This is a genomic window from Neolewinella lacunae, from assembly GCF_014349155.1.
GTDB lineage: Bacteria > Bacteroidota > Bacteroidia > Chitinophagales > Saprospiraceae > Neolewinella > Neolewinella lacunae.
On the sequence record NZ_JACSIT010000153.1, the window covers coordinates 229,876 to 249,482 of the forward strand.

Annotated in this window: 8 protein-coding genes; 4 read left to right on the forward strand and 4 right to left on the reverse strand. The window is 61.1% G+C overall.

Annotation, left to right across the window (positions count from 1 at the left end):
- Window positions 1-2 precede the first annotated feature (2 nt).
- From H9S92_RS20980 to H9S92_RS20995, 4 genes are read left to right on the forward strand one after another with little or no spacing between them, the layout of a single operon-like run.
- The gene (locus H9S92_RS20980; protein WP_187468663.1) at window positions 3-821 is read left to right on the forward strand and encodes a hypothetical protein; all 819 of its coding nucleotides are present in this window, start codon (window positions 3-5) and stop codon (window positions 819-821) included.
- A gap of 3 nt (window positions 822-824) precedes the next feature.
- Complete coding sequence (locus H9S92_RS20985; RefSeq protein WP_187468664.1) at window positions 825-4,892, forward strand: helix-hairpin-helix domain-containing protein; 4,068 nt, start codon at window positions 825-827, stop codon at window positions 4,890-4,892.
- Window positions 4,889-11,095 carry a contractile injection system tape measure protein gene (locus H9S92_RS20990; RefSeq protein ID WP_187468665.1) on the forward strand — a complete coding sequence of 2,069 codons (6,207 nt, stop codon included), beginning with the start codon at window positions 4,889-4,891 and terminating at the stop codon, window positions 11,093-11,095. Before H9S92_RS20985 ends, H9S92_RS20990 begins: the two co-directional genes overlap by 4 nt.
- A gap of 2 nt (window positions 11,096-11,097) precedes the next feature.
- Window positions 11,098-12,483, forward strand: a complete 1,386-nt coding sequence (locus tag H9S92_RS20995) for an ATP-binding protein (RefSeq protein WP_222936194.1) — start codon at window positions 11,098-11,100, stop codon at window positions 12,481-12,483.
- Between the two features lie 9 nt (window positions 12,484-12,492).
- Here H9S92_RS20995 and H9S92_RS21000 read toward each other — a convergent pair whose 3' ends face one another.
- Genes H9S92_RS21000 through H9S92_RS21015 form a run of 4 tightly spaced genes read right to left on the reverse strand, consistent with a single transcriptional unit; the run spans window position 12,493 to window position 19,587 of the window.
- On the reverse strand, window positions 12,493-13,401 hold the full coding sequence (locus H9S92_RS21000) for a hypothetical protein (protein WP_187468666.1): 909 nt from the start codon (window positions 13,399-13,401) through the stop codon (window positions 12,493-12,495).
- The gene (locus H9S92_RS21005) at window positions 13,391-14,596 is read right to left on the reverse strand and encodes a DUF4407 domain-containing protein (protein WP_187468667.1); all 1,206 of its coding nucleotides are present in this window, start codon (window positions 14,594-14,596) and stop codon (window positions 13,391-13,393) included. The genes H9S92_RS21000 and H9S92_RS21005 overlap by 11 nt, the downstream gene beginning before the upstream one ends.
- Window positions 14,593-15,801, reverse strand: a complete 1,209-nt coding sequence (locus H9S92_RS21010) for a hypothetical protein (protein WP_187468668.1) — start codon at window positions 15,799-15,801, stop codon at window positions 14,593-14,595. The genes H9S92_RS21005 and H9S92_RS21010 overlap by 4 nt, the downstream gene beginning before the upstream one ends.
- 6 nt (window positions 15,802-15,807) lie before the next feature.
- A complete protein-coding gene (locus tag H9S92_RS21015; RefSeq protein ID WP_187468669.1) occupies window positions 15,808-19,587 on the reverse strand; it encodes an nSTAND1 domain-containing NTPase in 3,780 nt (1,259 codons plus the stop codon).
- Window positions 19,588-19,607: the final 20 nt, after the last annotated feature.

Here is a 19,607-nt window from a genome sequence, read left to right on the forward strand (position 1 = left end):
CCATGCTCCTCAACCGTGCCTCCCTCAAAAGCCTGTTCAGCAAGGGCAAGTTCCCTTCGGAAAATCACTTCGCTCACCTCATTGACTCCTCGGTCAATAAGATGGAAGACGGCATCGCGAAGACGGCCGCCGACGGTCTGCAACTGGCGCCCCAGGGTGACTTTAACCAGGTCCTCAGTGTGTACGAGCGCATGGACCTGCCCTTACCCGCCTGGCAGGTGAAACTGCTCAAGGAAAATGACGCCCGTGGATTGAGCTTTGAGAAGGTTGAACGCGATGCCAATAACGAACCGACCAGCTTCCCAAGGCTGTTTTTGGCCGACGACGGGAAGGTGGGCATCAACACCCGCCAGCCCCACTTTGCCTTCCAGGTGGATGCTCCCGCCGCTTTTCACACCCGGCTGGGAACGCGGGCAGGAAAAGTTCCGGGGGACGGAACGTGGCACCCCATCCTTTCCGGTCTTAAAGCCCCGGCGGCCTTTGAAGCCGTGGCCCGCATTGATGGTCCGGCTGGCCGCGGTAAGTACGCCATCACCCACGCCATTGCCCTGGCCACCTTCGGAGGTAAGGGAGCCCGGCCCCGCATCCGCCAAACCCGCTCCTACTACGGCTGGTTCTGGAACCGCATTGAGTTTCGGTGGGCCGGCACCCTTTTTGATTACGCGCTCGAAGTACGCACCCGCCAACACTACGGCTTCTCGGAAGAAAAGGCCCCCAGCATGATCTGCTTCCACCTCACGGAACTGTGGGACAGCAACGCCCTCCACCCCGATCAGCTTCCACTGGTCCAAACCCCCACCCCCCCGCCCCCGACGCAGTAACCGATGGAAAAGCACGTCACCGTAACCAAGGCGGAAGCGCTACCCGGTAGCTTGAATTACGATGCCCTGCGGCTGGCGGGCATCGCGTACGCTCAGCAGCTCTCTGGCCGCATCTGGACCGACTACAACGTCCACGATCCCGGCGTCACCTTGCTCGAATACCTCTGCTTTGCCCTGACCGACCTGAGTTACCGTGCCAATTTTCCGGTCAAAGACCTCCTCTACGCCGACGATGAAAATGGGCACCCCACCGTCGCCAACGCCTTTTTCCCGGCCCACGAAATCCTGCCCACTACACCCGTGACCCCAACGGATTACCGGCGCATGATCATCGACCGCATCAACGACGTTCGCAACGCCTGGGTAGACCCCATCGTCAACCACCCCCACGGTTACCAGGGACTGTTTCGCGTCCGTCTGCAACTCGCCGATCAGATTGACCGCATGCTGAGCCCCCAGGCCGTGGAAGCACAGGTCAGGGATTTGCTTATGGCCCACCGCAACCTCTGCGAAGACTTTACCGAAATCGTCATCCTGGCCAATGAGCCCATCCGTTTTGCCGCCACCATCGACATTGAACCCGATGCCTACGGGGAGGTCGTCCTGGCCACCATCCTCCACACCATCGAGGAGTTGCTCAACCCCGGTGTGCGGTACTACACCCGTGAAGAACTTCAGGGCATGGGCCTTACCCCCGACGACATTTTCGACGGGCCAGAGCCGGAGCAAGGCTTCATCCTGCCCTGGGAACTCCGCCCGCTACCGCGCAGCACCCACGTTTCGCTACTGCGCGAATCCATCTCCCGGGTCGCAGGCGTAAAAATGGTCAACGACCTGGTCGTGTGGAAAAATGGCCAGCGGGTGCGGGAAGACGAGATCATTCCCAGTCCGGATACCGCCCTGAGCCTCGATATTTCCATGCTCGATGGCACCGGGCAGCCGGGCGAAATCCGCCTGCTTCGCAACGGGGTTCCCGTCCGGACCAATCCCCGCCAAACCCGGCAATTCCACAACGACCTCGCGGCGAAGGTTAAAAAGGGCTTCCAGCTTAAACTCGATTTACGGGATGCACCAGCGGCATCGACCCGCAAGATGGATGACCTGGCCGCCTACCACTCTTTCCAGCACCTGCTGCCCACCGTCTACGGCCTGGGGCCTTTCGGGCCGCCCCCCACGGCCACCCGCGAGCACCGCGCGCAGGTCCGGCAGCTTAAAGGCTACCTGCTTTTTTTCGAACAATTCCTGGCCAATTACCTCGCCCAGTTGGCCAACGTGCGCAACCTTTTTTCGATCGCGCCCGAGCACGATCACCGCAGCCCAAGCTACTTCCACCAGTTTCCGACGGACATCCCCGACGTTGCCGAGCTGCTGCGTTCGGACGAAAAAGACCAACCTACGCCAGCCGACATTGACGCGGCCATGGCCGGTTTTGCTGATCCCCACCGTACGGCCGACGAGCGCCGCAACCGCTTTCTGGACCACCTTCTGGCCCGCTTCGGGGAAGTCTATTCCGGCGACTTCCTGAAAATCCTCAACCAGGAAACCCGCGATGAACTCACGCACCTACTCCTGGTTGGCAAAGCCGCCTACCTGCGGGCCTATCCCGAACTAAGCCGCAACCGCAGCAAGGCTTTTGACTATTCGATCGCCGCCTGGGAAAATGAAAACGTGGCAGGCCTCAAAAAACGGACGGCTTTACTTCTCAACTTGCACCGTCCGGCTGATCCCACTGCGGGTGATTTCGTCAAATACCACAACCGTTCCCTGGTCGACTTTGCCGCGCTGGCCGACCTGCCCGGGGCCGGGGAGGCGACCAATGCCGAAGAGCACCTCGTCTTGCCCTACTCCTTTGCGGAGCTTCTCTTACACGGCACCCGGCCCGGCAATTACCGCATCATGCCCACGGAGGCGGGCGATTTCCAACTTCGCTTCCGGATTGATAAAGCCGGGGAAAAAGAAGCGGAGGGCGCGGCCGCAGGTGCAAGGCTAATGACCGGAAGCAAAGAAAGTCTGGAGCGCACCCGCGACGCCCTCATCCGCCGTTTCAACCGCATCAACGACCAGAGTGAGGGCTTCTTTTTCCTGGAAAATATCCTCCTGCGGCCCCGGAGCAGTGGGGGCACGCTTTTGGTATTGGAACTCCCCCTTCCCGCCAACCTTGGCGGCGGAAGCCTCGTGCTGCGCAGCCCCGCCTACACCAGCGAAGCCGACCTTCAGGAGCTGAGCAACGAATTCCTCGTCTTAGCCACCCGACCTGCCAATTGGACGCTTTTGGAAACTGCCTCGGGCCACTGCATCGTCTTAGCCCGCAACCAGCACCCCCTGTTAATGAGCCTCCCCATCGCCGAAGACCGCAGCATCGGCCGGGGCGCAGCGCGGGCGGAACAGCAACTCACATTCCTCATCGAACGCTGCCGCTACTACCGCGATAACGACCCACCCGCGCTGCTGGATCGCTTCCGGCCGGTGGGTGAACGCCTGGCAGGACACCGCTTGAGCGCCGATTTTTACTCCCTCCGCCTCAGCGTCATCGCACCCGATTGGCCCGCCTCTTTCCAGCAAAAAGACTTCCAGCAACTCTTTCAGCGGGTCATTGCAGAACACGTACCCGCTCACCTGACGGTGGACTACTACTGGCTGCCCCCGGGCAAAATGCGGGAGTTTGAAGGACTCTTCAAAAACTGGCTGGCCGCTCTGCGCTTGGCCGACGAAGCCGCCCACAACAAATACTCCCTTGCCATCAGCCAGCTCCTCACAGGCAACGGGAACCCTGGTCCTGCTGCAACACCTTCGTCCACCGGACCACTCCCCAGGGAAGTTCTCCAACGCCTCCTCCAGCGCTTCGGCTACGACTTCTTCCTTTCGCCACGCGACTTCAGCATTTTTGCGGGCATGGATGCTGCTTCCATCCGGACCCTCAAGCTGGCCAGCATCGATAGCTGGCAAGCCCTGCACCGCACTCCCGCAGGAAAACTTCGTAGTATTTTCGTCGCCAACGACGAGCCGGAAAAAACGGAAGAGGAGGTCCGCAGCTGGCGCCACCAGGCGATGCTGGCCCTGGAAGGCCGCTGGGAAGACCTGTTACGCTTCCAGGAAAAAACCCTGCGCGGGCAGCCCGCCGACCCGCCCCGGCGCCCCAGCACCAAACTGGAACGCAAACGCAAAAGCATTGCCAAAGACCCCGCCGGGCTTCTCGACCGCCTCGAAGCCTGGATCCAGCGCCAGCCCTCCCGCTCCGCATTGCCCTACTTCTTGCTGGACTTCCTTTGCCAGGCGACCAGCTACCGTCTCATTGTGCCGCAAGACGACTTTCTGCTTATTCCTGGCCTGGACGATACCACAGCCGCCTGGCTCCGCACCCGGGGCATCCGGGATTTTGAACAGCTCAACGCAACCTCTGCAGAGGGATGGGAAGAGCTGCGCGATCAACTTCCCCCTCAACTCAGCCTGCCTGAATACCAGCTAATCAAGTCTTTAAGTGACTTGGCCGTTGCGGAAAGGTGGGAGGAGTTGCTGGCCCAACAAGCCGACCTCCCGACGCCACGTCCGCTGGAAAGTCGTATTGTTCACCATTTGCAAACGCTGAGGACCGAAGTAGACCCCGGCACCCTCCACAAGCGCCTCCTGACGGATTTGCGGGCCTACCGCAGCCGTGGCGGCACCTTCTCTTTTAGCGGCGATGCCCTCCGTATCCTTCTGGCGGAGCCTACGGACGGCATCGTCTTCCCGGCCAACAACCTGGAACTGCTGGAAGGCATCGGCCCTAAAACCGCTCAGGCCATGCGGGACGCAGGCATCCACACGTTCCAGGATCTGGCCGCCGAAAGCGCCCTCTCCCTCCACGAAAAGCTCACCGCCCACAACCTCATCATAACTTCCGACCAGGTCATTTTCTGGCTGGCCCAGGCCGATCTGGCCCACCGCCACCAGTGGGGTGCCGTAGAAGAACTTCAACGGCGGCGCGACGGCAAAAGCCCCGGCCCAACCGCCCCCGCTACTCCTCTCCAAACCCGGGTCGAGACCTGGCTGGAAGCCAATAGCCTGCCGCCAGACCCAAACTATGGCACATGAGCAAGCCACACCTCATCGGTCGGCAGCGCTACCGCATCCAGGCCCGCAGAGAAACGGAAGCACACGCCGTGTTTGAAAAGCTCAGTGGCAGCGTCCAGGATCGGGTTACGGACGCCATAGAAAGGGTGTTGGCGGAATTTCCGGACGATGGCACCGTGATCCGCATCAACCAGCTCCGGCTGCAACTGGAACCGCTTCGCTTAGACGACCTCGAGCAAGACCTCCTCCGCCAACTCCCCAACGCCCTCCGACGTGCCCTGGATGATTTATTTCCCGAGCGACCCGACAACGCTGCCAGGATGCGGCCCAACCGGGCAGGCAGCACCCTGGCAGCCGGAGAAGACCGGGACTGGGATACGCTCCGCTTTTTCCTCCAACGCGGCTCCTACCCCTGGTGGCAAAGCCGCAGCAGGGGAGAACAGCCTCCAGACCTCCTACGGCGCATTCTGGCTAAGGACTCCCCCCAACACCAGCAACAACTACAGGTTTTGCTGGGCCAGGTGCAGGTCCGGCAACGTCTTGCGGCTCAGTTTTCCGAAGGCGACATACGGGCACTCAACCAGGTACTTTGGCGGGAGCACTGGCCAAGCCATCAGGTCTACGCCGCCGGGTTGACGAGCCTGCTGGCCCTGCGTCCTGCCTCCCCACCAAGCCCTTCGGCATCGGTCTCCGCCTTGGTAAGCCTGGCCAGCGTGTTACCGCAGGGGGCAACCCATTTTTCTTCCCTCGCCTCCGTCTTGCTTACCCGCGTTGCGGAAATTCAGGGCGTGGAGGCACCTGGATTTGCGGAGGCGATCCTGCGGGCAGACGGGGCACAAACCCTGGGAAAAAGCTGGCGGCACGCCCTGGAGACCCTGGCCAGTAGCAACGGTCTTTTGCCCCACCGCCAGTCTCCCCACCCCGATAGGCGGGATCTGGCTGAAGCATTGGTCCGTTTCCTTCAGTCTGGTGTGCCGCTGGCGGCGGGAGAATTGCCTGCGGGCAAAACGACGGAACAGGTTTTAATCAGCTTTTTGCGGGAAGGGCATCCCCTGCTGTTGGCTGCGCTGCGCCGCCTGGTCGCCACGCCCGAGGTGGGTTTGCGGTGGGCCGGCAGCTTAACCCCGACGGCTTTCACGGCCATCTACCGCTGGTGGTGGGGGGCAGACTGGCCGGGCCTGCAAGCCTACCTGCAGGATCTGAATAGTCTGGCCACTGCCCTGGCTCCCGTTCCGGGCACCTTGCCAATATCGCGGGTCGCACTGGTTTGGTGGTCCGCTCCCCGGCAGGGAGCCCGGCCTGCCATGCCCGACACGGCGGCCATTACCAGCCTGCTGCACCATCTGGCAAAAACCCGGCAGCAGCCCGCCCGGGAAATCGGCCGGGACCTCCTTGCAGGGCGTGAGAAAAACCAGCGCTGGGCCAGCCCCTTGCCCGGATTATTGGCCCAGTCTGCCGTAGCGATCAACACGGAGACCGCCCCTTTTGCAACAGGCTTACCAAAGCCGGTGCTCTTCCACCTCCGCCACTTTTTGGAACGGGGCTACCTGCCTGCGGAATACGCAACACGGGGCATCGAACGCCTGGAAGCAGACCTGGCACCGCTATTGGCTACGGGGAACGGCGACTGGTCTGACTTACTGGCCGAATTACTGGATACCCCGGTGGCGTTCACCCGCCTGGCCAATAGCTTTTCTCCCGGTTTTTTGACAACGCTCCTCGAGGCTTTGCTGATGGATCACGCCACGGCATCAGCCATTCCGCAGGAAAAGAAGCGGCCTGATTTCCCGAGTGGCCAGGATCCGGGCGCGGCCGCAGGTGCCGGCTCCCTTGAACGAGCAAGGGACGCCGCTAACGCTCCAGTTGAGACCTTTCCAACCCACCTCCCATCCACCGCGACCGCCAGCGAGGTCGCCTACCCGCCCAGTAACCAAGCTCCCGCCCAACCAGCTCCGGACCTGTTCCCGGCTGGCCACGACGCGCCGGAAAACAATGCGCAGGCAAAAGAAAAACCCGCAGCGGATGTCACGGCTCCAAACCCTCACCCCTCGGGGCCCGATCACGCAAGCCCACAAAAGGAAACTTTAGACAACACTGCTCCTGGTTACTCCGGAGATTCGTTTGATGACCCGCGCAAAGTAGCGCCCGGACGGACGTTTGCTCCTCCAGCCAATCGTCCGGCGGAGAGCGGTGCCCCACCCCCGCAAAAGGAAGTGCTACGGGGGCCTGCTTCCGGCAACCCCGACGCTGTGGAGGGCGATGCACGCAGGATCTCGCCCGCAGCAAATTCCGATGGTCCGGACGGTCTGGCGGCGGACGCCAACGAACAGCCCGGAAGAACAACCGCAGGAGATCAAATGACTCCCGGCGGTCAATCCCCCCCACCCGATGCAGTCCGCGACGGCTGGCAAGCGCCCCAGCGAATGGAAGAAGGTCACCAGGAAAGTGCCCCCCTGCCGCAAAGCCTGGAAGAGCAGAACACTGATCTTTCCGATAACGGAAAGACCTCCGGTGACAGAACTGATGCCCCGCCAGGAACTTCCGTCGGCGACCTTCCGGTGCGAGGGGATTACCCTGCGGCTGGTAGGTCCCCGGCTCCTTCGTCTGAAGCCCTGCACCTGCGGCCGCGCCCGATCCAAACGGGGGCTACGGCCGAAGAACCATGGGCGATATTTGCGCAGCAGTTGGCAAAACTTTGTCCGCAAGGGTGGTCAAGGCCGCCGGGTGAATACGCGCGGCTGGGCCAGACTTACGCAATCCGGGGTTTGAGCCGGGGCGAACGTAGCCGGCCCCTCCCCGCCGTGTTGAAGGGTTGGGGCGAGGTGCTGGCCACGGCCAGCGGCGCGTCGTGGATGCAGGTTGCCGACTTTTTCCGGCACGCCGCCCAAGACACAACGCTGCCCGCCAGCGTGCGCACTGCCCTTCACCAAACGGCCATTCTTACCAGCGCGCCGGAAGCAGAAAACGTTCCCGCCAGCCACCCGGAAGTACCGGAACCGCCCAGCGAAGAAGCCAAAGCGGACAGTCCAGAAGCTACCGCTATCGCTAACTGGGTCGGGTGGTTAACCGACCACAGAACAGGTAAACTCAAACCACCTAGCACTACTGATTTTCAACTGCTTATCCGATCCGGACAAAATGAATGGCTGCATTTTTTAACGGCGCTGCGGGGTAAAAACATCCGTTTTGACAAAATCACGCGGAGCCTTCCCGCCAAGGTCCTGTCCCTTTTTTTGACGCGTTTGCTCTCCACTGCTTTGGGGGGCGCTGCGTTGCTGTATGCTGCCCTGGAGGCCTTGCTGGTGGCCAGCCAATGTTACCCTTCTGCGGCGGAGGCGAAGTTGCGCTGCCGTGATTACGCCGTGACAATACTGCTCAACCGGGGCGGAGCGGTGCTTACGGGCCAGGCCTTCGTTGGCAGCCTGCTGGCGTCCGTTGCCCGGGAGCGGCGACTGGGCACCCGATCGTTGGCCCAACAACTATTGGCAACGGCGGAACGTACGGAGGCACCGCTAACCCTCAGAACGGCCCTGGAGCGCATCGTGGCCCAGCTGAGTGAACAGGAGCAAACGCGGCTGCGGAGCGAAAGCGAGCGGGCGCTGACCGAAGCCGAAAAACAGGACCAAGGGCTGCGGGCGGGGATCTACTACCGGGCGGCGCTGTTGCACCAACTCCAAACGGGCGAGGCGGCATGGTGGGAGGAAGAAACGCTGGCGCTGGAGGAGTTGTTCCGGCACGCCACCCGCGCCGATGCACCGGAACTCCGGCGGCTGTTGCAAGAGCATCAGGTATTAGCGGATCGGCTTTTTCCTTTCCTCTCCGCAGCCGCGTTGCAGGAAGTAATACACGCCGTCTTTACGGAGTACGCCGATTTGGCATTGGCCTTCACCAGTTCGCTGGAGGAACTGGTGCGGGGCAGTGCCCCCACCGCGTCCGCTACCACCCCCTGGCGGCCGGTGTGGGATTTTCTGGTGGGCGGCCAGGCATTCCAAAGCGCTGCTTTTGTGCAGTCGGCCCTCTCCTCGGCGGCAAGGTGGTATCGCGTCGACGCCCGACGGCTGGCCGAAGCGCTGCTGAGCCAGGTGGAGGCCAGTATTTTGCTGGGGGACATCCGCTTCTTCCGGCTGGCCACGCTGCTGCGGGAATCAGGGCAAGATCCAGCTCCGCCGGGGGCAACTGACGAAATAGTGAGGTCGTCCATTGACCCCATTTCTCCGTTGGGCAGCGGAGATAAGCAGGCTGGTGAACTGGACAACAGCACATCAACACCCAACCATGGCCCCGAGAAAGCAGGCAGCAAACGGGCCCTGGACGATACCGCTGCTACGCCGGATCTTGGCACACTCGGCCGTCCCAATACAAAGGCATCATCGGCCGGAGGCAGCGTCCCACAGAGCGGCGCAGTGCCGAAGGAAGAAAATGCGCATGCCGCGCCGTCGAAAACGGACAAGGTGGAGGTGTCTGATAGTACAGCCCCACCGACAGTTGAAAACAGCCACACCAACAAGAACGGTGACCCGACGGAAGGAGAACTCACCTCCCGCCCTCTCCCAGGAATAATTACTGATGGACGTTCCTCTTCTGAAGGCTTGTCCTCGGCCGGAGAGCAATTTCCAGCAAAAGGTGATGCCTCTTCCCCGGGCACTGCCCCTGGTTCGATCATTCCCACCTCAGACTCAAGGAATGAGGGAGCCCTTTCGGCCGGTCAGGAGTCCAGCGGCCCCTCACCCTCCTTGGATGCGGGCTACCCCGGGTCTCCGGTCAGCCCAGTCCCCCCTGCTGAAAGAAACAGCCGCACCACGAGGAACGGTGACCCGACGGAAGGAGAACTCACCTCACCGCCTCTCCCAGGAGTCACTACTGATAGACATTCCTCTTCTGAAGGCTTTTCCTCGGCCGAAGAGCAATCTTCAAAAGTAGGTGACGCATCGTCCCCAGACACCACGCCTGGTTCGATCATTCCCACCTCCGACTCAAGGATTGAGGGAGCCCTTTCGGCCGGTCAGGAGTCCAGCGGCCCCTCCCCGCCGGCGAAGGACAGCCAAAACACCCCGGCGCAAACGTTGGCTCCGCCCCCACCTGCTCCCGCCTACGTGGACTTGTTGGCTGCGGACCTGGCCGTAGTGCGCCACTTCCTCCTTTACGGCACTCCCGGCCCCACCGCGAACGACGGGTTTACCCAGGCGGGCTTGTGCACGATCCAGGAAGAATTGCTCCGGCGGCATCCGGGGCTGGCCCAATCGCTGTACCTGGGGGTGCTGGCCGACCGTACGGCGCGGGAAAGGTTCCAACGTTTTTTCCCGGAAACCCTGTGGCGGGAAGTACTGGAGTGCCTCCTGGAGGCCAAAGCCGCGCGGGCGGAGCGGTGGTGGACAGAACTGCAGACCTTGCTCGCCGCAGCGGGCTACCGGCTGGCGGCCAGGCCTTTCAGCAGTCTCGCCCTGGGGCATTTGCTGGGCTATGTTGGCCGGCGGGGCGTCCACATCGATTGGACAGTGTACCTTACCGAGCTGCTTCAACTGAGCGCCCTGCAAACGACTACTCCGTTGGAGCGACTCTTCGTGGATTTGGTGGATTCGCTGAAGCAAGTGCCTCCGGGGGTTACCGAAGACTGGGCGGGTGCCCTGGCCGACGTCCGGCAGCGCCAGCAGAAAGAAGCCGCCACCAAGGAAAAAACCAACACCAAGTACGATATCGACGAGCCCCTGAACGAAAGCATTTTCATTGGCAACTCTGGCTTAGTGATCATCGCTCCGTTTCTCAACCGCTATTTCGGGACGCTGGACATGCTGGAGGGGAAGGCGTTCAAAGACGAGGCAGCAGCCGTGCGCGGCACCTTACTTTTACAGTACCTGGTGAGCGGACAAACCACGGTTGCGGAACACGAACTGGTGCTCAATAAAATCCTATGCGGCCTGCCCACTGACACGCCCGTGCCCAATACGCTGGAGATGACGGAGGCGGAGATCGAACTTTCCCGGCAGCTCCAAAATGCCGTGTTGCAAAACTGGGACAAGATGAGCAACTCCACCGTGGAAAATCTCCAGGGCAGTTTCCTGCTCCGGGAGGGCCGGCTGGACGAAAGCGAAGACCACTGGAGCCTGGTGGTAGCATCCAAAGGCTTTGATATCCTCCTCAGTTTTTTGCCCTGGACCATCTCCATGATCAGTTTGCCCTGGATGGACAAGCGCCTGGTGGTGACCTGGAAAAGCAACTTTACCTGATTATGCCCAACCTTACCAGCAACAGTGACATTCTGGCCAGTGAATTTGCCTGGCTCGACCAGGTGATTCAGCACCGCTTTACCACCTACTTCCAGCGGGATGGGGGTACGGAAGACCCCTGGGCGCTGCCACCTCCTGCCTGGAAGGATTCCGCAGCGCCCTACGCCCGGTTCCTGGGGGAACTTGCCGGCCTGGTGCGCCAAGCCTACCCCGAGCAAACGGAAGGCTACCTCCAGGCCCACCGTTTGATCCTGCTGCTGGCACTAGCCCCCCACCTCAAACCCGCGCTGCTGGACGTATTTTTTACCAAAAACACCCTCTTTGAGCGGGGCTTCAGCGAGTTTGGTGGCGTCACCGGCAAACAACACAGTGGCTTTTTGCCCACGGGAGAAACAGCCCTGTTTTTGCTGGCGGGCGGCGACCTGGAGCAACGCCTCTTGTGTACGGAATTGTTTGCCGAAAGCCATTTTCTGCACACCCGAAACGTCGTGCAGCTAACGGGCCAGGTTGCAGGAGAACCCTACCTGAGCGGTACGTTGCAACTGAGTGAAGAGTACCTCACACGGCTTACCACCGGGGCCATTTACCAGCCCCGCTTTTCCACCCACTTTCCGGCTCGCTGCCTCACCTCCAAACTCTGCTGGAAAGACCTCGTATTGGAAGACCACCTTCTGGAAGACCTCGAAGAAATCATCACCTGGGGCAACCACGCGCAAACCCTGCTACAAGACTGGCAACTGGACCGCCACCTCAAACCTGGATACCGGACGCTGTTTCACGGTCCACCGGGCACGGGCAAAACCCTGTGCGCTACCTTGATTGGCCAAAGAACGAAGCGTCCGGTTTACCGCGTAGACCTTTCGCAGGTAGTATCCAAGTACATCGGCGAGACGGAAAAAAACCTGGCCAATCTCTTCAACCAGGCCGAGCACAAGGGCTGGGTCTTGTTTTTCGACGAGGCCGATGCCCTCTTCGGCAAGCGTACCGCCACCCAGGATGCGCACGATCGCCACGCCAACCAGGAAGTCAGCTACCTCCTCCAGCGTATTGAAGATTACAACGGGCTGGTCATCCTGGCCAGCAACCTGAAAACGAACCTCGACGAAGCTTTTACCCGCCGCTTCCAATCCATGCTCTACTTCCCCATGCCCGGGGTGGTGCAGCGCCTGCGGCTGTGGGAAGATGCCTTTGGCACGGTGATTCCGTTGGCGCAAGACGTGGATCTACGCACCATCGCCCGCGACTACGAACTGGCTGGAGGTGCCATCGTCAATGTCGTTCGCTACTGTGCCCTGGCTGCCGTGCAGCGCCCGGAGCCCATCGTATTTCAGCGCGACGTCATCTTCGGCATCCGGCGGGAGTTCAAGAAGGACGGAAAAACCTTATAAGCGGCTTGGTTAGTTCTCCGAATCTGAATCAGATTCCGAATCCGAATCATGGATATTTGGGAAGCCCGGCCCGATAAGAAAACGTGGCGGGATGGTGCGGAGCGGACCATCTTCGGGTGAACTGATCCGAACCTGGTGCTCATCATCTTTGCGGGTAAACCCGGAAAGCCTTTGATCGCCGCCAATGGTGGGGTCGCGGAGCAAATCGCTGCTGGTCTTTACCTCGAGGTGGGAGGAATCCACCTTTCCACGTTCTTTGGCCCGGGCCAGCTTGCGGAGTTTGACCGTGAGTTCTTCTCTGCCCTCCCCTCCGTAAACCTGGCCGCCATTAATGGGTCTGGGACCGGTAAATGACACCAGATTGCTGCTGCCCTTGTACGGGCTGTCTTGCTGCAGTTGTTCAGAGGAGGGAATTGGGGTACGCCCCGCCGGGGCCAGTCCCTCCGGTACGGTATGTGCTTTACCCAGCCCCCGGCTATTGGTGGTGGAAGGAAAATTCCGATCCGTGCGCGTAACGGTGGGAGGCACGCGCTGTAGCCGCTCTTCCCGTTCCTCGCGGCGTTGTCTGCGGAGGTCCTTTTGGCGCTGTATTTCCTGCAAGCGTTCTTTTTCTTCGGGAGATACGCCCGAGGGATTCCTGCGGTATTCTTCTAAGGTGGCCCACCGCTCATCTTTCTTTTTCTTATACTCGTCGGCCACCTCCCTGACGCGGCCATTTTTCCGGATGTATTTCACCAGCTGGACGATTCCCGTACCGGGTACCTGGGTCGGGTTACCTGGGTTTTGGGCGAGTTGCACCAGGTGGGCAGTAGTCTGCGTTGCTGGTCGATGATCCGCCAGGTTAAGGTTGCCTTTTGCCGTCTCTGCTGCGGGGTGGAAAGTGGGCGGCGTGACAGGAGTGGGGTGTTTACTTTTCATCGTGGAGGTCTTTGCGGGCGCTGGCGGGCGGGCGTCGGGTGAGTTGGCGGATGCGTTCTTCGGCCAGCCAGGCATCGATTTGGTCTTGGACGATCTCCATGCGGGCGTCGGCGACGGCGCGCAGGGTCTGTTGTTTTTGCTGCACTTCGGCGTCCACTTCAGCGCGATGGAGGCCGGAGCGCAGGGAAACCTCCTTATTCACCGCCAGTTTTTCGGCCTCGATGAGTCGGATTTGTTCGAGGTAAAACTGGTGTTCGATACGGGCCAGCAGCTCGTCGTAGGGCCCGCGGGGGGAGAGCAGTTTGGTCAGGATGGGTGCCACTTCAATGAGAAGAAACAGGAGCACGATGAAGTTTCCAGGGCCCTGGGGTAGAGATTTACTGGCGGATAGGCGGGCAAGTAAACCGGTGGCAGCCTGGGCCTCCGCCGTCTGGCGGGCGGTGGAAGCGGCGGCGTCCAGTTCATTGATTTGCTGGCCGATGGCGGCGATTTCGGCGTCGTTGACGGCTTTGGTTTGCTGGTATTCGACGTTGGATTGCCGGTACTTTTCTTCCTTGCGGGCGCACTCGCTGCCCCGCCCGCGTTGCCCCGTTCCGCAGGTGCCGTCGCACTCGCATTTGTAGTCCTGGTAATCCCGCTCCCGCTGTTCCCGGCGTGCCTCGGTGGTGGCCTGGAGTGCGGAGCGGCGTGCATCCAGTTCCTCGCTCCTCATCCTGAACTCCGCACCTGCGGCCGCGCCCTTTTCCATTTTCTGCTGCGCCAGAATTTCCTCGATTTCCCCCTGAAAAATGCGCAGCTCCAGCGGTTTGGCAATGACGACGGCCAGGGCAATGGCCAGCAACAGGCGGGGAATGGCCAGCAATAGCTGCCGCGAAAAGGCCCCGTCTTTCTTGATGGTGGCCACCACAAACCGGTCGAGGTTAAAGATGATGCCGCCCCAGAGGAGACCAAAAACCACCGCCAGCGGCGTACTATTGAACACCGTATAAAAGGCGTAGCCTCCGGAAAGTGCCGCCAGCAGACCGGTGAAAAACACGGTTGCCCCGATGCCGGCAAATTTAACGTGCTCCGAGCGCGGGCAGGCGGCCAGTACTTCCTGGTTGGCCCCGGAACAAGACCAGAGGAAATGTAACAGCGGGCGCCGGGCAGGTCTGCGAGGGCTTTCGTTCGTAATTGGGCGCGGACGCAGGTTCATGGGAAAGTCTTTTTGAGCAGGGAAAGCCACCACGGCGTTCGATTCCACCTAGCCTCGCTTGCGGCCCACCGTGCCCGCAACTCCTGCTCCATCTCCGGAGGAAGGGCACCGAGGAGGCTGGCCGAATCCACTACTTCGGGCAATTCCGGAAATTGAATGGCAGGAAGGGCGGGGCTCCTGACCGCCAGCACCTGCACAGGCAACTCCGGCGGAACAAAGGCCCTGACGTAAATGGTCTGCTCCACCGTGGTTCCTGCACCAGTTGCTACCAAGCGCAAGGTCAGTTCCTCTTCCTGCGCCAGCGGGAGGGCACCGTGGGGCAAGGACAAATCCACGTCGTTTAAAGACAGCCTGTCCACCGCCCGGGTACGCCAGTGGAGGGTAAGCGCCTGGCCTTGAATCATTCCATAGTGATGAGGGAAGTCCGGGGAAGAAGCCGCCACCACGGATGCAGGACCTCCGTGAGGATCTGCAACCGTCAGCCAGTAGTCCAGCCCAGGCTGCGCGGCCAAGGCAATGGAGAGGCTTTTGCGCACCACTACTTCCGCTCCGTAGTCAACCCGCAAATCGAAGGTGCTCGGCGCATCAATGCGCAACAAAACACTTCCCGTTGCCGCCGCCTCGCCAAGGTCCGGCTCCAGGCTAACCCGCTCCGCTCCGGGGGCCGACCAGCCGAGTCGGACATTTCCACCCGCCCTTACCGTCATCGAATCCGCACTAAAACGGGGCAATATCACGGGTTGGGGCCGGGGGGCCAGGTATTGGGCCAACGCTGCCGGCGAAGCCTGGTAGGCTAAGGCATACAACCGCTGGAGTCGCCGGGCGAAAGGGCGGGCTTCCAACTCCGTGGACAGTGAAAGAAAGCGCTTTTTAGTACGTTCAAAAACCAGGGCCTGCCGTTGGTCAATCCACAATTGGTGGCAGCGGGCGAGTTGCAACTGCTGCCAATCGTCGGGGGCCAGGTCCAGGAGAAACAGGCGCCCTCCTGCAGCCTCCAGGTGCTGAAAATATTGGTGGGTGAGCTCCAGGCCCATCACTTCGCTGCGGGGTAACAGCAAATCTACTGCCACCCCTGTCCGGGCACGGCTTAGGAGAGCACGCTGGAAATCGTGCGGAGGGCCACCTGCTAAAAAAGCGACCACCTGGTCGCTGGCCGCCCCCAGGACCTCGCTCGCCGAGAACATTATGTGTGCAGGTATGGCCATGATGCGCTATTCGTTGGGGGATCGGTAGGCGTCCAGCAAAGCCTGAAACTCTTCCCGCAGGGTAAGCAAATTGGTAGGCCAGAGGCGAAGGACGTTGTTTTCCACCAGGGCGATGTTCTCGTCGTTGACCAGGCAGAAGGTCGTTACGCTGTGTCCGTTGGTGGGCAGGCGAAGGTGGTCCCAGGCCGCTGAATCGAAAGCATCCTCCGGGCCGACGTCCCCCGGGTGCGGTGTATCCTCCAGGTAGCTGTTGGTGGCGAAGGGGTGGGCGTCGAGGTTGAAAATCCAGACCGAGCCATCGAGGCTGGAGGAAATCAGCTGGTGGTTGCCCCGCCGGTTGAAGGACAGTTGACTGATGGCAGAATACTGAAAGGGCTGGGGGACTTCCGGGGAGTAGGACGGTGGTGAGTGGGGATTTTCGACGGTGTAGTTGTCGCGGTCCGTCAGCCAGATGCGTCCGTCTTCACTGCCCAGAGCGATGGGTTCCGGGCTGCGCGACCCATCGAAGGCAATCGCGGACACCGAAAGATTGGGATGTTCTGCCCAGCGCAGCGGCTGGAGACCACCTACCCCGTTGGCCGACTTCCCGAACGCCAGCAGGACCGAGCCCGCCGAGCCGCCCACGACGAAGTGGCTGCCCGCACCATTGCCCCGCACCAGCGTCACGGCTTTGAGGGTTTGGGTGAGGGGGATGACCGAGCTTTCGCGGTAGCTATTGCTCCCTGGCCGCAGTTGGATAAGGCTGACGTCGGCATCGCCCAGAAGCAACAAGCAATCTTCCCTTGCCGTCCGCTGCACGCTGAGGATGGCCAGGTTTTTGCGGGCGGCAGTGCGCTCCAGGGCAAGGGCCTCAAAAGGCAGTGAATCCCTGCGGGTGGCCAGACCAACCTCGTCGTTGAGCCCCCGGTAGCGGTAAATTTCCCCGGAAAAAGTGGAGACGTACAAATCGTTCCCATCCTCGCTGTACAGGATGGAAGAAATGCTTTTCCCGACGGAAGCCAGCGCTACGTTGCGCCCGCTGGCACGGAAGAATATCCGGACCTGCCCGGTGGCATCACCGGCCGCAAATTGCTCGCGGGAGACGGGGTGGGCCGCCATGGCATTATAGCGGGCGTGGGAACGGTAGAAAAAGGCGCGGCCGTCCAGGAATTTTTCCCGTTCCAGCTGGGTTTGCAGGGCCCCGACGTTTTCCCACAGCACGTGGAAGATATAGGGATACTGGTAGTGGTTATGGCCGGGCGTTTGCTGGCGGCGGAGAACAGTATCGACCTCGGCAGCAATGGCCTGGCTGACTTCAAATAAGTCGGCCGGCGCAGCCTCCCCCAGCGGGCGGGTAAAGGCCCGGAAAAAGCGCCCAAAAGTGGTTTGCCGGGCCTCCCGCTGGTGGTAATTGTCCAGCAGATTACTGAGCAGCAGTAGAGTAGAACGGGAGTGATGGCCGTGGGGGGCGTAGGGCTGCTGCAAGTCGAGCAAACCCCAGCGCACCAGAGAATCGATAACAATTTCCTCGCGGTTGATGGCTTTGCCGTCTTCGATGCGGATCTTCAACCGCTTGAAGGCGTCGGTCCGGTAAATGTCGTTCGACATCAAGTTGGCCTTGGCCATAGCATCGACGAAATCGAGCAGGGTGAGGTTGTTTTTGGTGCGGCGGGCGTCCAGGCCCAGTACCACGGCGGCCACCCCGAGAATCAGCACAATAATGGTGGTGTAGATGGCGCGTTTGGCGCGGGTTTGCTGCCGCCGCAGCTCGTAGGCATCGTATTCCTCCTTTTCGCGCCGCCGCTGGAGGTGGTAATCGCGGCTGGCTTCGTAAAAAGCAGTTGCCAGGGAGAAGGCGTGGTGCTGGTGTTCCGTCAACCATGCGGCGAAGCCGGGGTTTGCAGCTGCTTCTTCGGGGGTCAGGACCGTGCGGGCGCGGTACTTTTCGGCCCATTCCGTATTGGGCTGAAGTTTGTTGGCCCAGTGCTCCACCAGTTCTACGCGCCCTTCGGAGAGGAGGGTTTTGTCGAGCTCCTTTTGCCCTGTATTGGGTTCCGCTTTTGTGCCGCGCAGTTGGCGAACGAACCCCGTCAGCCGTCCCCACAATTCCTTGAGTAAGGAAGGGCGTTGGAAAGGCGCTGGCGGAGCGGCGGAGGGTTGGCTGTGGATGGATTGTTGGTAGTATTCTTTGGCTTCCTCGACGAGGTTGACGTAGAGGGTAGCAGCTTTGTATTCTTCCTCCACCCAGGTGGTCAATTGCCGCCATTCCTGGATAAGGCGCGCGGGTCCCAGGCTGATGATGGCCGAGTCGTCTAACTCCGCAGCCGTCACCTGGATTTTGCCGTGGGGGGTGGCCCACTGCAGCAGGTTGGGGATGTTGTGGTTGGGGAAGGTAAAAGCGGCGACAATCTGGCGGAGTTGTTCTTTTTCGGCGTCGTCGCCCATGCCATGGGTTGCGCCGTTGGTGGAAGCTGCACCGGAAGCGGAGCGGAAGGCGATGCCACGCAGCCGACCGAACGAAAGGGGGTAGTTGGCCGCTACGCGATCCGGGCTGGGATCCTTGAGGGTCACCGCCTGGAAGATGCGGGCCAGCAGGGTGGCAGACGCCTCGGGGGGAGGGAATGCCGCTACGCGATCGGTGAAGTGTTTGGTATAGAAAAAGTCGGGCACCCCATTCAGTCCGCCCATGCGGGTGTAGTGAGCGAGTAATTTCTGGCCGTAGGCAGCGACGGCGGTGTGGTAATCTTCGCGTTGGGTGGGGTTCAGGGTGGTGACGTATTCGCTCCAGGCGATCCGGTTGGCGGGCAGGTTAGCGAGTTCGCGGAGGGCGGCAATTTCCTCCAGTGGGGCGTCGGCCCTTAGCGGCAGGTTGCGGGCGAGGAAATCGGGCGGGTCGGGCAACTGGTTCCAGAAGGTGGCCAGGTAGCGGGGTTCTTCCTGCCCGAGGAGATGGAGGGCCATGTTGATGCGGGCGGCCAGCTCGGTTTGTTTGCCGGAGAGCGACTGGTAGTCGGCAACGATGCGCGCATAACAGTTGGCCAGCGCCGGGGAAAAGGGTTGGACGTTGGCGGGGAAGGGCTTGGCAAGCAGCTCGCGGCTAAGGTCTTCAACGGAGATGGCCGGCAACGTGTAGCGGTGCACGCCCACAATTTCCGGCCAGCCCTGGTAGGCGTTGAGCCGATCGAGGTATTCCGTGCCGATGGAAAAGACAATGTGAACGGGAACGTCTTCGCGCAACGCCTTGAGGAAAAGATTGAAAAACAGGACCTCATCGCCCGGCTGGTAGGCCCCCGCTGCGGGCGATGCGCCGGAGGGCGGGCGGTGGCGCAGTACTTCGCCGATGCGAAACATTTCTTCCAGTTGATCCACAATGATGAGCAGCCGGAAGGGGGTGGTACTTGCGGCGCGGGCTTCCCGGACGACGCGCACCAGGCCTTCGTTATCGTGGCGCAGCGCTGCGGCAATGCGCTCGTGAAAGAAAGGCTGGACCACTTTTTGCCCCTGTAAAATCCCCGGCTGGGCTAAGGCAGAAGCCAGCCTTCCGAGCGGGTTGATCTGGGGAGAAAATGCGACTACGCGCCAGGGCAAATCGGATGCTTCTGCTTCCTGGCTGGTCAGGTAGTCGATGAACTGCCGGTGCAGGAAATAACTCTTCCCACTGCCGCCTTCACCACGCAGCGCTACGAAGCGGGCCGGGCGGGTCAGCTGCTGGGTCATATCCAACAGGGCTTCGCTGCGGGTCACCGCTAACCATGGCTTGACCACCGGAAATGGAAAAGGAGCGAGCTGAGTCAGGGTGGATGACATACTGGTGAGGATTAGGCAAC